The 12,899-nt window shown below is 70.3% G+C and carries 11 protein-coding genes; 6 read left to right on the top strand and 5 right to left on the bottom strand.

Annotated elements, in window-relative coordinates; all coding sequences use genetic code 11:
- Nucleotides 1-19: 19 nt before the first annotated feature.
- The 5 genes from FPZ12_RS19680 to FPZ12_RS19660 are packed head-to-tail and all read right to left on the bottom strand — an operon-like array spanning nt 20 to nt 6,913.
- Nucleotides 20-2,422, bottom strand: a complete 2,403-nt coding sequence (locus tag FPZ12_RS19680; protein ID WP_144756964.1) for a CaiB/BaiF CoA transferase family protein — start codon at nt 2,420-2,422, stop codon at nt 20-22.
- A 2-nt stretch (nt 2,423-2,424) separates the two neighbouring features.
- Complete coding sequence (locus FPZ12_RS19675; RefSeq protein ID WP_144756962.1) at nt 2,425-3,384, bottom strand: enoyl-CoA hydratase/isomerase family protein; 960 nt, start codon at nt 3,382-3,384, stop codon at nt 2,425-2,427.
- A 25-nt stretch (nt 3,385-3,409) separates the two neighbouring features.
- Nucleotides 3,410-4,537 (bottom strand): M24 family metallopeptidase, encoded by a 1,128-nt coding sequence (locus tag FPZ12_RS19670; RefSeq protein ID WP_144756960.1) that lies wholly within the window; start codon nt 4,535-4,537, stop codon nt 3,410-3,412.
- Nucleotides 4,527-5,741 (bottom strand): M24 family metallopeptidase, encoded by a 1,215-nt coding sequence (locus tag FPZ12_RS19665; protein ID WP_144756958.1) that lies wholly within the window; start codon nt 5,739-5,741, stop codon nt 4,527-4,529. The genes FPZ12_RS19670 and FPZ12_RS19665 overlap by 11 nt, the downstream gene beginning before the upstream one ends.
- Nucleotides 5,738-6,913, bottom strand: a complete 1,176-nt coding sequence (locus tag FPZ12_RS19660) for an amidohydrolase family protein (protein ID WP_144756956.1) — start codon at nt 6,911-6,913, stop codon at nt 5,738-5,740. Before FPZ12_RS19660 ends, FPZ12_RS19665 begins: the two co-directional genes overlap by 4 nt.
- 289 nt (nt 6,914-7,202) lie before the next feature.
- Between FPZ12_RS19660 and FPZ12_RS19655 the strand changes: the two genes are divergently transcribed.
- The 6 genes from FPZ12_RS19655 to FPZ12_RS19630 are packed head-to-tail and all read left to right on the top strand — an operon-like array spanning nt 7,203 to nt 12,607.
- Entirely contained in the window at nt 7,203-7,397 is a 195-nt protein-coding gene (locus tag FPZ12_RS19655; RefSeq protein ID WP_144756954.1) for a ferredoxin, read from the top strand.
- Nucleotides 7,398-7,428: 31 nt separating this feature from the next.
- The gene (locus FPZ12_RS19650) at nt 7,429-8,664 is read left to right on the top strand and encodes a cytochrome P450 (protein WP_144756952.1); all 1,236 of its coding nucleotides are present in this window, start codon (nt 7,429-7,431) and stop codon (nt 8,662-8,664) included.
- A 12-nt stretch (nt 8,665-8,676) separates the two neighbouring features.
- Nucleotides 8,677-9,501: an SDR family NAD(P)-dependent oxidoreductase gene (locus tag FPZ12_RS19645; RefSeq protein WP_144756950.1), complete on the top strand. Its 825-nt coding sequence runs from the start codon at nt 8,677-8,679 to the stop codon at nt 9,499-9,501.
- On the top strand, nt 9,498-10,187 hold the full coding sequence (locus FPZ12_RS19640; RefSeq protein WP_144756948.1) for a TetR/AcrR family transcriptional regulator: 690 nt from the start codon (nt 9,498-9,500) through the stop codon (nt 10,185-10,187). The genes FPZ12_RS19645 and FPZ12_RS19640 overlap by 4 nt, the downstream gene beginning before the upstream one ends.
- Nucleotides 10,188-10,223: 36 nt before the next feature.
- Nucleotides 10,224-10,931, top strand: a complete 708-nt coding sequence (locus FPZ12_RS19635) for a TetR/AcrR family transcriptional regulator (protein WP_243769920.1) — start codon at nt 10,224-10,226, stop codon at nt 10,929-10,931.
- A 17-nt stretch (nt 10,932-10,948) separates the two neighbouring features.
- A complete protein-coding gene (locus FPZ12_RS19630; protein ID WP_144756946.1) occupies nt 10,949-12,607 on the top strand; it encodes an FAD-binding protein in 1,659 nt (552 codons plus the stop codon).
- The last annotated feature ends 292 nt before the right edge of the window (nt 12,608-12,899 follow it).

Raw genomic sequence — 12,899 nt, 5'->3', positions numbered from 1 at the left:
CGAGTCCTTTCCGTCGGCGTCACCAGGCGGGGTGCTCACCGATCACCCCTTCCTCGGCCAGCGAGGCGATCTCCTCCTCGGTCAGCCCGAGCCCGGTGAGCACCTCGGTGTTGTGCTCGCCGAGCAGCGGCGCGTGCCTGCGGTGCGCGGGCTCCGCCGAGTCCGAGAACCGCATGGGCAGCGTGCTGTACCGCCCCTTCCCGGCGACCGGATGCGTCACGGTCTCCCAGAACCCCCGCGCGTCCAGCTGCGGGATTTCCGGTTGGCGATGCGGGTTCAGTACCTTCGCGACCGGAACACCCGCGGGCCACAACCGGTCGACCACCTCGTCGCCCGTCCGCTGCAGGCACCACTGCGCGAGGTGCTCGTCGATCTCGCCCTGCCGCGCCCGGCGGCCCGCGGCATCCGACAGTGTCGGATCCGCCGCCCAGTCCGGTTTCCCGACCACGGCGGCGAGCGCCCGCCACTGTTCATCGGTGCTGACGGCGATCGCGACCCACGAATCCCGGCCGCCGTACTCGTCTTGCTCGGCCGTCCGGTACACGTTCTGTGGCGCCGAAACGGGGCCGTGGTTGCCGTCCCGGCTCAGCAGCGCGCCGTACGCGGAATGCTCGATCACCTGCTCCGCCGCGATGTTGACCGCCGCATCGACCATCGCCGACTCCACCAGCATCCCCTCGCCGGTCTTCCGCCGGTGTTCGAGCGCGAGCAGGAGCCCGTTGAGCGCGTGCAGGCCCGCGTTCGGGTCGCCGAGCGTGTAGGGCTCGACGGGGTTCTGGTCGGGATGCCCGGTCAGCCAGGTCAGGCCCGACGCATCCTCGATGACGTAAGCGAAAGCGGCCGCGTCGCGCCACGGGCCGTCGAGCCCGAACCCGGGCATCCGCACCATGATCGCGTCCGGCCGGATGGCCTTGATCGCCTCGTAGTCCAGCCCGATCTGGTCGAGCACGCGCGGCGTGTAGTTCTCCACTACCACGTCGCAGCCGGCGATGAGGTCGCACACCAGTGCGAGCCCGCGTTCGGTCTGGAAGTTCAGCGTGACGCTCTTCTTGTTGGTGTTGAGCGCGGCGAAGATCGGCGACTGTTCCCACCACTGGGGCTCGGTGAACGGGATCCCGGCGATCATCCGCGTACCGTCCGGGCGCGTCGAGGACTCCAGGTGGATGACCTCGGCGCCGAGCATCGCCAGGAGGTGCGTGCCCGAGGGCCCGGCCCAGAACGCCGTCATGTCCAGTACCCGCAGCCCGGCGAACGGCAAGCCCGAGTCCGCGCTACTTTCCTTGTCCTGCCGGGGTTTCGGCTCGACGACGTGCTCGCCGAGTCGCGGCGCCGGTTCCGGCTCGCGCAACACCGCCGGGCTCAGCCGGTACGGGAAATCCGGCTGCAGGAACCCGTCGCGCGGGTTGGGCCGGAACATCTTCCGCTCCGCGAAATGGTCCATCCCGGCGATGTTCGCCCCATGGCTGACCGGCGCGTTGGGGATGCGGAACGACGACGCCAGCTCACGCACCTCGGCGACGGTGCGCTCGCGGACCCAGGCGTACAGCTCCGGCGCGACCTTCGCCGCGGTCTCCATGATCGAGATCGGCTTGTCCGGGTCGATCCACTCCGGATGCCCGACCATCGCGCACAGGTCCGACCACTGCTGCCCGGTCGCGCACCCGATCGCCACCAGCCCGTCCTTCGCCGTCGCCACCCCCGGAACGAACAGCGAGCGCACCGAGCGGAACGGCCTGCCGAGCAGCTCGTGGAACGTGACCGGGTAGTACGTCAGCGTCAGGATGTGCACTTCCAGCATCGAGAGGTCGATCAGCCTGCCCCGTCCCGTGCGCAGGGACTGCATCCGCGACGTCAGCGTGGCTGCCGCCGCGTAGGCGCCGGAAAGCCAGTCGCCGACCTGCCCGCCGACGTGCACCGGCGCGCGGCCGGGGTCGCCGCGGCCGATGCCGACCATCCCGCCCGACCACGCCTGCAGGGTGAACTCCGTGGCGGGCTTGTCGTGCCACGGCCCATCGAGGCCGAACGGGGTGATCGCCGTGACGGTCAGCCGCGGATGCGCCTGCCGGATCGCCTGCGGCGCCAGGCGAGGGTGCTCCGCGAGCCGCGAACCCCGCGACCACACGACGGCGTCGGCCCCCGCCAGCAAGGCGTGCACGCGCTCCACGGCGTCGTCGTCCTCGGGGTCGGCGACCACGCTTTGCTTGGAGCAGGCCAGAAAGCTGAACAGCGCGCCGTCCGAACCGGCCGCGATCTCCGCGCCGGAGGCGGACCACCGGCGCAGGTCGTCGCCCTCCGGTGGCTCGGCCTTGACCACGCTCGCACCGCCGTCGGCGAGGATCTTCGTGCAGTACGCGCCCGCGATCCCGGACGAGAGATCGACGACCGTGTAGCCGGAAAGCGGGTGCTCGTGCGCCGCGCCCATCCCTACTCCGGCTTCCGGCGGCCCGACCGGCTCAACCGGAAGTCGGGCGGGAACTGGGAGTCGTTGTCCTTCACGGCATTGTTCAGCCCGCGCCCGAAAGTTTCCTCGCCCAGCGCCAGATCCCCGTTGTCCGGCCGGACGTAGTTGCCGAGGCTCTCCATCAGTCCACTGAGGATACTGCCGAAGTACTCGCCCTGCTGCTGTTTCATCATCGTGAAGAACAGCTTCTGCTGGTACACCGTGTCCGTCGGCCGGGTGCGCGAGCAGGCTTGGGCGTACTTGGCGACCTCGGCCTCCAGTTCGCCGCGCGGGACCACCCGGTTCAGGAACCCGCAGTCGTACATCTCGTCGGCGGTGAACGGGCGCCCGGTGAACACCATCTCCTGGAACCGGCGCAGCCCCATCGTCTGCGCCCAGGTCCACATCCGCGGGCCCCAGCCGGCGTAGCGGAACGCGGCGTGCCCGAAAAGCGCGTCGTCGGAGGAGATCACCAGGTCGGCGTCCGCGGCCTGGTAGAAATGCCAGCCGTAGCAGTACCCCTTGACCTCCAGGATGCTGATCTTGCGGAAGTCCTGCAGTGTCCGGCAGCCCGAGCGCGGGTTCGCGAACCACTGGGAAACCTGGGCCCCGTAACGGAAGGAGTCCTGCGGCGGCAGCGCGACATCGTCCTCTTCGGACAGTTCGTATTCCGCCAGCCGCGGCCCGTCTTCGGCGGAGCCGAAGGTCTCCATGAACTCGGGCAGGTCCACCCCGCTGCCGAGGTCGTTGCCCGCGCCGCGGATGACGAGCACCTTCACCGCGTCGTCGATGTTGGCGCGGTGCAACAGCTCGGCGTAGCGCAGCCGGGCGCCGACGGTCGGGGCGTTGAGGTGGTCCGGGCGGTCGAGCGTGATGGTGGCGATCCTGGTCTTCGGATCCTTCTCGTAGCGGATGATCTCTTCGGGCGTGGGACGATCGGGCACGGGAACTCCTTGCGGTAGAACGGGTTCAGGCGCCGGGGACGGGGGCGCCCGAGGAAAGCACCCGCGGGCCGTCTTCGGTGAGGGCAACGGTGTCCCGCCGGAAGACCGCGCCGACGCCGGGCTCCCAGACGTAGGCGGTCAGTGCGAGGACGCTGTGCGCTTCGAGCCGCTCCGCGGCCGCGGTGGCGGGCAGGCCCGCGGTGACGACCGGCGGGTCGAACCCGAGCCCCAGCCCGCGCGCGACAGCCATCGGGGGTAGTGGTTCGCCCGCTTCCTCGTAGGCGTCCAGCAGCTTCGCGGGCGAGACACCGGGCTTGCAGACCGCCAGAAGTCGTTGCCACAGCGCGTCATTCCGGGCGTAGAGCGCCGCCGCGGCTTCGCTGATCCGGCCGCCCACCGGATGCGTGCGGCCGACCTCGCCGATGTAGCCGTGCCCGACCACCCCGGCGGTGAAGGCCACCAGATCACCGGCCTCGACCGTGCGATCGCTGTCCACCCGCCGCCACTGGTGCTCGCGGCTGGTGATCCACACGGCGTCCTGCACCGCCGGCGTGGTGATGCCCCCGGCCGCGGCCGCTTCGAGCAGGATCCCGTCGAGCTGCTTCTCGCCGACGCCCGGCCGCAGCTCGGCGACCGCCTTGGCGAGGCTGGTTTCCGCGACCGCCACGGATTCCGCGATCGCGTCCAGTTCCTCGCCGGTCTTGATCCGGCGGGCCTCGCGCATCGCGATCTCGCCGTCGGCCAGTTCGGCGGCGGGGAACGCCATCGGGAGCAGCTGCGCGAAGGTGGGGGAGAGCGCGTCGGTGCCGACCCGTTTCGCCCCGGCGGCCCCTTCGATGCCCCGCAGAACCGTGATGGTGTTCATCGGGTTCCAGGTCAGGCCGAACAGGTTCTCGCGCGGGATGTCCTCGGGCACGCCGTCGTCCCAGGTGCTGAGCAGGTGGATCGCGCGGGTGGACCGGACCAGGACGCAGGCCGGTCCGAACGGCTGGGTCCCGGCCAGCCACAGCAGTTTCGCCCCGGTCACGTACCGCACGTTCGCGGTCCGCCCGAGCACGAGCACGTCGAGGTCGTGGGCTTCCATCTGTGCCAGCGCGCGGTCCCGCCGCCCGGAGCGGAGAGCGCGGTCGTCCGGCAGGTTTTCAGTCGCCATAGGGAGCGTAGGTGTAGTCGGTGAGCCGGGTGTAGCCGTCGTCGGTGATCACGAGAATCTCCTCGCCGCGGTAGCCGCCGGTGCCGTCCGCCCAGACGATGGGTTCCAGGACCAGCACGCTTCCGTGCTGCAACACCAGGTTTTCGTCGAACTCCTGGCCGAGGTCGGTGCCGACGAACGGCATCTCGGCCGCGTCGACGCCCAGCCCGTGGCCGAGGTAGAAGTGCTGGACCCAGGGCCGGGTCCCGTCGCCGTGCGCCTCGACCGCGGCCGCGGTGAGGTCGGCCGCGGTCGCCCCGGCCTTCGTGACCGCCAGGACCGCGTCCACGATCTCCTGCCACCGCCGGAACTGCGCGACCTGGCGCGGCGACGGGTCCTGCCCGACGCACCAGGTGCGGCCGAAGTCCGAGCAGTAGCCGTCGTAGTTGATGCTGACGTCGGTCCACAGCACGTCCCCGCGGACGAGTTCCCGCTCGGTGGGCAGCAGCGGCAGTGCCAGGTCGCCGTGCGTGGTCCACACGCCTTCCGCCCGGCTGTTCGGCATGATCTGCCAGATCGGTTCGAGCAGGTTCGCCGTCGCGCCGAGCTCGAACGCGCGCCGCAGGAACCGCGCGGACAGGTCGATCTGGCGCACTCCGGGCGCGACGGCCGCGTCGATGTCGACCATCGCCTGCTCGGTGATCCGCAAAGCCCGGCGCATACAGGAAAGCTCGTCCTGAGTCTTCACCACCTTCGAGGAGGCGAGCACGATCGCGGCGTCGGCGAGCGGGTTCGCCCCGAACAGGCGCTGCTGCTCCCGCCGCATCGCGCCGGTCAGCTCGTCGACCGCGAACACCGCGCCGGCGGGCACGAGACCGGCCAGCGTCTTGGCGAACTCGTCGACGCCCTCTTCGAACTCGAGGTACACCGGGCCGTGCACATGGTCGGCCGGCAACCCCGAATCCGGCGAAACGCCTTCGCGGAACGGCATGAACAGATGGGGCCACTCGTCGTCGGCCAGTACGACGGCGACCGGGCGGTCCACGTGGGCCAGCCCCGAATCGCCGAGCGGCCAGCTGGCGCCGGTGGCGTAGCTGACGTTGCTGTTCCCGATCAGCACGAGCACGTTCACGCCGTGCTGCGCCATCGTCTCGCGCAGCCGGGCGCCGACCTCCCGCCGCATCCGGTGCAGATCGGGGGTTTCCGGGATGGCGATCGCGCTCATGCCAGGCCCAGGAACCGCTGCACGTTGCCGCTGACGACCTTCGCGGCGGCCTCGGGGCCGACGGCGTCGACGACGGCGGCGATCGACTTTTCCGAGTAGCCGTAGGTGCTTTCGTTGTGCGGGTAGTCCGAGGACCACATCACCCGGTCCACCCCGATGCCGTCGATCAGCCGCAGCCCCAGCGGGTCGACCATGAACGAGGCGTACATGCTGGTGTCCCAGTAGTACCGCGGCTCGTGCCGGATCTCGTGGTTGAACATGTGCCGGTAGGAGGCGACCATGTGCTCGGCGTCCTGCAGCGCGGAAAGCACCCAGTTGATCCCGCCTTCGAACCAGCCGACCTTCAGCCCGGGGTGGCGGTCGAGGATCCCGCCGAGGACGTAGCGGCCGAACATCTCGCGGAACGGCGCGACGTTGTGCACCATCCCGACCGCGATCCCGTTGCGCTCGCAAGGCGCGGACAGCGGCGACTCGCCGATGTGGTGTGAGACCGGCACACCGGACTCCTCGATGGCCTCCCACACCGGGTCCATCTTCTCCGAGGCGTAGTCGACCGGGCCCTCGTCGGTGTGCCCGGCGTTGAGCGGCATCAGGAAAGTCCGCAGGCCGAGCGATTTCAGCTCGTCCAGGGTCCGGCGCGCGCCGGCGCCGTCCCACCAGTTGATCAGCCCGACGCCGTGGAACCGTCCGGGCGAAGCCTCCTGGATGCCCGCGATGTACTCGTTGTAGATCCGGAAGCAGCGCTCCTTGAGGTCGCGGTCCGGCATGAACAGCAGCGCCAGCAACGCGTTCGGGAACGCCAGCTCCTTCCGCACGCCGTCTTCGGCGAGCTGCTCGCGGCGCGCCCGCGGGTTGCCCGAGCCCGCGCCCAGCAGCGGGTCGTACTGCATCAGCACCTGGGTGAATTCCGGCGGCAGGAAGGACATCCCGTCGATGCCCAGCTCGTAGGCGCCGTCCTCGTACCAGATGCGGGGCGCCTTGTCGCGGAACTCCGCGGGCAGCCGCTCGTAGAAGATGTCGTCGGCGAGCGAGATGTGGTTGTCCGCGGAGAAGACCTCGGTCCCGGCGGGCAGGCCGACGTCGATGCCGGCGGCGTGGCCCTGGCGGTCCTTGGGCGCGCCGAGCCCGCCCGGCGGGTAGAACGGCTGCGCTGGGGTGGCCTGGACGGTCATCGTCGATCCTCCTGGGGTCGTGAAATCCGTTGTCCCACAAGGGTTACGGGCCTCGGCGGGGTACGGGGGCAGGCACGGGCCGGCGCGGGCCGGCCCGGGGCCGCGAACGGGTGGCGGGCCGGTGCGAGCTCGTCGTGGGCGACCCTTCCCGGTCGGTGTGGTGCCCGCCACAGACCCGAGTGAACACCCCCGCAGAGTTTTGAGTCAACCGGTTGACTCAAATTTCCCGGGCGGCCTACCATCCCCTCAAACGGTGCACTCATTTCGTGATGATCGAACGAGGTTGCCCATGAAGATCAGCGTCGAGCAGGACCTGTGCGTGGCCGCCGGGCAGTGCGCCGCCGCCGCGCCGGACGTCTTCGACCAGCGCGACGAGGACGGCATCGTGGTGCTGCTGGCGCCCGAAGCACCGGCCGGGGCCGAGGAAGGCGTGCGCACGGCCGCCGCCGTCTGCCCCGCGCAGGCGATCCGTCTCCAGTCCTGATCCAGTCCTGACCGAAAGGAACCCGGAACACATGTCCGAGACACTGGCGTCGGGACCGGAAGCGGACACCGCGCCGTACTTCCCGATGGACCGGGAACAGGGGTGCCCGTTCGACCCGCCGGCCGAACTGCGGGCGAGCGTCACCGAACGGCCCGTGCGGCGGGTGCGGATCTGGGACGGCAGCACGCCGTGGATCGTCACCGGGCACGCCGAACAGCGCGCGCTCCTGTCGGACCCGCTGGTCAGCGTGGACGACCGGCTGCCGGGGTTCCCGCACTGGAACGAGGGCATCTCGAAAATGGCGCCGCACCGGCCCGATTCGGTGTTCAACACCGACCCGCCGGTGCACACGAAGTACCGGCGGATGATGACGGCGCCCTTCACGTTCAAGCGCGTACAGGCGATGCGGCCGGTCATCCAGCGGATCACCGACGAGCTGCTGGACACGATGACGGCGGGCCCTTCGCCCGCCGATTTCGTCGAAGCGCTCGCCCTGCCGCTGCCCACCCGGATGATCTGCGAGATCCTCGGCGTGCCTTATGAGGATCATGAATTCGTGCAGGAGCAGGCGACCATCGCCGTGGACCGGTACGCCTCCGAAGAGCAGGCGATGCAGTCCTTCGCGGCGCAGCTGCAGTACCTGGTCGGCCTGGTCGAACAGCGCGCGGCCGAGCCGCAGGACGACGTGATCTCCGATCTGGCCCAGCGAGTGGTCTCGGACGAGATCACGGTGTTCGAGGCAGCGTCGATGGGGCTCGGGCTGCTCGTGGCCGGGCACGAGACGAGCTCGAACATGATCGGCCTCGGCACGCTGGCGTTGCTCCGGAACCCGGATCAGCTGGCCGTGCTGCGCGACACCGACGACCCGGCGGTGGTCGCGAACGCGGTGGAGGAACTGCTGCGCTACCTCGGCATCATCCACAATGGACAGCGGCGGATCGCCAAGGGGGACATCGGCATCGCCGGGGTGGAGATCAAGTCCGGCGAAGGCATCATCATCGAGCTGGCCACGGCCAACCGCGATCCGCGGACCTTCGACGAGCCCGCCCGGCTCGACCTGCGCCGCTCCGCCCGCGACCACCACGCCTTCGGCTACGGCATCCACCAGTGCGTCGGCCAGCAGCTGGCGAGGGTCGAGCTGCAGGTCGTGTTCGGCACGATCTTCAAGCGCCTGCCCGGATTGCGGCTGGCCACGACGCTGGACGAGGTCGAGTTCAAACACGACCGGCTCGCCTACGGCGTCTACTCCCTTCCGGTGTCCTGGTGACGGGGGCTTGTGATGAGTGAGTTCGCGGGCAAGGTCGCTGTCGTCACCGGTGCGGCTTCGGGCCTCGGCCAGGGCATCGCGCGGCGCTTCGCCGAGGAAGGCGCCCGTGTGGTGCTGGCCGACGTGAACGCCGAAGCGGGCAAGGCCACGGCCGCCGCCATCGGGGACGCCGCGGTCTTCCGGCAGACCGACGTCGCCGATCCCGAAGACGTGCGCGGGCTGATCCGGTTCGCCGTGGAGACGCTCGGCGGGCTGGACGTGATGGTCAACAACGCCGGGGTGTCCGGGAACATGCACCCGCGGTTCTTCGACGAGGACTTCTCCGACTTCGGCCACGTGATGGCGGTCAACCTGCTGGGGACGATGGTCGGCACCCAGGAGGCGGCCCGGCACATGGCGGGCAACGGCGGCGGTGCCGTCGTCAACGTGACCTCGGTCGGGGGCATCAACGCCGGCCGGAGCGTGATCAGTTACCGCGCGTCCAAGGCCGGTGTGATCCAGATGAGCAAATCGGTGGCGATCGACCTCGCCGAGCACGGGGTGCGGGTCAACTGCATCGCGCCCGGCAACATCCCCACCGGGCTGCTGGCGAGTTCGATGTCCGAAGAGGACGGTGGCAGGGTGGCCGCCATCCGCGCGATCATGGCTGTTTCCCGGCCGTTGCGCCGTGACGGGGCCGCGTCCGATGTGGCCGAGGCCGCGCTGTACCTGGCGAGCGAGCGCTCCGCGTACATCACCGGCATCGTGCTGCCCGTCGACGGCGGCACGACCGCGGGCACCCCGTTCAAGTCCGAGGACCTGGCGAAGATCGCCGGGGCCGGTGAGGCGGCGCGATGACCACCACCTCGCTGTCCACTGTGGAGCGTCGCAGGGCCGGCCGGGTGCTCGTGCTCGACACCGCCGAGCGGATGTTCGCCGAACAAGGCGTTTTCGCCTCGACCAGCCGCCAGATCGGCGAGGCCGCCGGGCAGGGAAACCCGGCCGTGGCGGGGTACCACTTCGGCACGAAGGCGGACCTGGTGCGGGCCATCACGCGCCGGTTCACCGTCGACGTCGAACGCTCGCGCGCGGCGATGCTCACGCGGCTGGACGATTCGGCCGGGATCCGGGAGTGGCTCGGCTGCCTGATCCATCCGTGGACGGACCATTTCGCCACGCAGGGCACCACCTACTTCGCCCGGCTGTGCGCGCAGGCGATGACCGACGCGAAGCTCAAAGCGGTGATCACCGAGGAGGCCTGCCTCTCGCCGAGCCTCCGCCGCACGCGGGAAGCGCTGACGCGCTGCCTGCCCGCGATGCCCGCCGACGTCGCCGCCGCGCGGGACGAGGTCGTGCAGCAGGTGATCGTGCAGATGTGCGCGGAACGGGAACGGGCCGTGGCGGCCGGAGAACGGACCGAGCGTTCGAGCTGGCGGGCGCTGGCCGGCGGGCTCATCGACGCGCTGGCCGGCATCTGGACGGCGCCGTGCACGACGGCGCCGCCGGTGAAGCTGCACTTGGTGGGGCACGGGAGGCCAGTATGATTCGCGGGGAAGCGAAACGGGAAGGCGCACGGACCGGTGGATGAGTTCAAGCTGGCGGCCGGCGGTGCACTGCCGCCCCGCGGCGAGTCGGCCACTTCGGACAGTCGCGGCGTGGCGACGCGCAACGCGATCCTCGAAGCGGCCGTGCGGTTGTTCGCCGAACAGGGGGTGCTGGCGGTGTCGAACCGCCAGATCGGTGCTGCCGCGGGAAAGGGAAACACCTCCGTGGTCGGGTACTACTTCGATTCCAAGGCCGATCTGGTGCGCGCGCTGGTCCGCCGGTTCAACGCGCGAGTCAACGAAGCCCGCGAGGACCGGATAGCCCGCCTCGGCGCGAAACCCGGGCTCCGCGACTGGGCCACCTGCCTCGTCCACCCGTACCTCGAACTGCTCGAAGCGGGCGGGCCGCCCACCTGGTACGCGCGGTTCATGGCGCAGGTGGCGACCGACCCGGGGCTGCGCCGGATCGTCGTCGAGGAGGCGACGTCCGAGTCGATGCTGCGGGTGCTGGACGGGCTCGCCGGGTGCCTGCCCGAGCTGCCCGAACCCGTGCTGCGCGAACGATACCGGATAGCCAGCCACGTGATCCTGCAGATGTGCGCCGAACGCGAGCGCGCGCTCGCGGACGGGCAGCAGGTGCACCCTGCCGGCTGGGACGAAGCGGCGACCGGACTGGTGGACGTGCTCGTCGGCATGTGGACTGCGGCCGTGACGCCGGTGGACGAAAGCTCCGTCACTTCCTGACCGACCCGGAGGCAACGATGCCTGAGTGGGATTCAGTATACGATTTCGTCAGCGTGGGCAGTGGTGGCGGCGGGCTGGTGGGCGCGCTGCGCGCCGCGGACGCCGGATTTTCCGCGCTGGTCCTGGAAAAACAGGCGCTCGTCGGCGGTTCGACGGCCATGTCCGGCGGGATGGTCTGGCTGCCGGTCAACCCGCTGCTGCGGGCCGGCGAAGACTCCTACGAGGACGGGATGGCGTACTTCGAGGAGGTGGTCGGCGACTCCGGCCCCGGCTCCTCGCGGGAACGCCGCCACGCGTACCTCACCGACGGGCCGCGGATGATCACCTTCCTGCAGGGCGCGGGGATGCGGTTCAAGCGGTGCGATGGGTATCCCGATTACTACGACAACCGCAAGGGCGGCAAGGCTGCCGGCCGGTCCATCGAGGGCCTTCCGTACGACGGGCGGCGCCTTGGGGAGTGGCGGCACAAGCTCCAGCCGGGGCTCGCGGCGTCGATCGGGTTCCCCGCGATGACCGAAGAGATCCCGGCCATGATGCATTTCAACCGCTCGCTGGGCAGCCTGCGCGTCGCGGGCCGGATCGCGTTGCGGGGCCTGGTCTCGAAGATCCGCCGGAAACCCTTGCTCACCAACGGGTCCTCGCTGGTCGGGCAGCTGGTGGAGCGGGCGGTGGAGCGGCGTGTCCCGATCTGGCTGGAGACCACAGTGGACGATCTCGTGGTCGAGGACGGCAAGGTGACGGGCGTGCGGATCACCCGCGACGGCGTCGCGAAGAACATCCAGGCGCGGAAAGGCGTGCTGCTCGCGGCGGGAGGCTTCGCGCACAACGAAAAGATGCGCCGGGAGCACGGCGGTGAGCAGCGGACGACGGGCGAGTGGTCGATGTCGAACCCGGGCGACACGGGTGAGGTGCTCGCGACGGCGATGGCGCTCGGCGCGCGGACGGATCTGCTGGACGAGGCGTGGTGGCTGCCCAACCCGTCCTCGTACTTCGGCATGTCGGCGCTGAACAGCGCGCGGCAGCGGGCACACACGATCTACGTGGACGAGGCCGGTAAGCGCTTCTGCAACGAGGCGAACTCGTATGTGGAGGTGGGGAAGGCGATGTTCGCGCGGGACAAGACGGCCAGGGCCGTCCCGTGCTGGCTGGTGTTCGACGACAACTACCGGCGGAAGTACACGCATTCGCAGACCAGCGTCGGCAGGCTGCCGAAGGAATGGCTGGCGAGCGGGAAGATCAAGAAGGGCGCGACGCCGGCGGAGCTGGCCGCGGCCTGCGGGATCGACCCGGCCGGGCTCGTGTCCACTGTGGAGTCTTTCAACGTGCACGCGGCCAAGGGAGAGGACCCGGAGTTCGGGCGCGGGGAGTCGGCGTACAACCGGCATCTCGGCGACCCGGGGAACAAACCGAACCCGGCGCTGGGGCCGCTGGACCGCGCGCCCTTCTACGCGCTCCGGATCTACCCGAGCGATGTCGGCACGTGCGGCGGCCTGGTGACCGACGAGCACGCGCGCGTCCTCGGTGAGGCCGGCGAGCCCGTGCCGGGGTTGTACGCCACCGGCAACATCACCTCGACGGTCATGGGCCGCACGTACCTCGGCGCGGGCGGCAGTATCGGGAACACGATGGTCTTCGGCTTCGTAGCCGCCGAACACGCCTGCGGAGTGAGTTCCTGAGCCTGCGCGGCCCAGGTCCCGGGCTCGGCGCCGGGCCGCTCGCCCGCGCGCCCGCGCGTCTTGGCCGCTCGCGTGCGTGTGTTGGCCGCTCGCGTGTATGTGTTGGCCGCTCGCGTGCGTGCGTTGGCCGCCGCCGGGGCGAACGCGCCGGCGCCACGGGCCAGCACGCCGCCGTACGCGGCAAACATGCCCGCGGGAGGGGCAAACATGCCCGCGGGAGGGGCAAACATGCCCGCGGGAGGGGCAAACATGCCCGCGGGAGGGGCAAACACGCCCGCGGGAGGGGTAAACA

Origin of the sequence: Amycolatopsis acidicola, from assembly GCF_007713735.2 — a bacterium.
GTDB classification, from domain to species: domain Bacteria; phylum Actinomycetota; class Actinomycetes; order Mycobacteriales; family Pseudonocardiaceae; genus Amycolatopsis_E; species Amycolatopsis_E acidicola.
The sequence above is the reverse complement of the archived record's forward strand: the minus strand, read 5'-3'. Positions and strand labels throughout refer to the sequence as shown.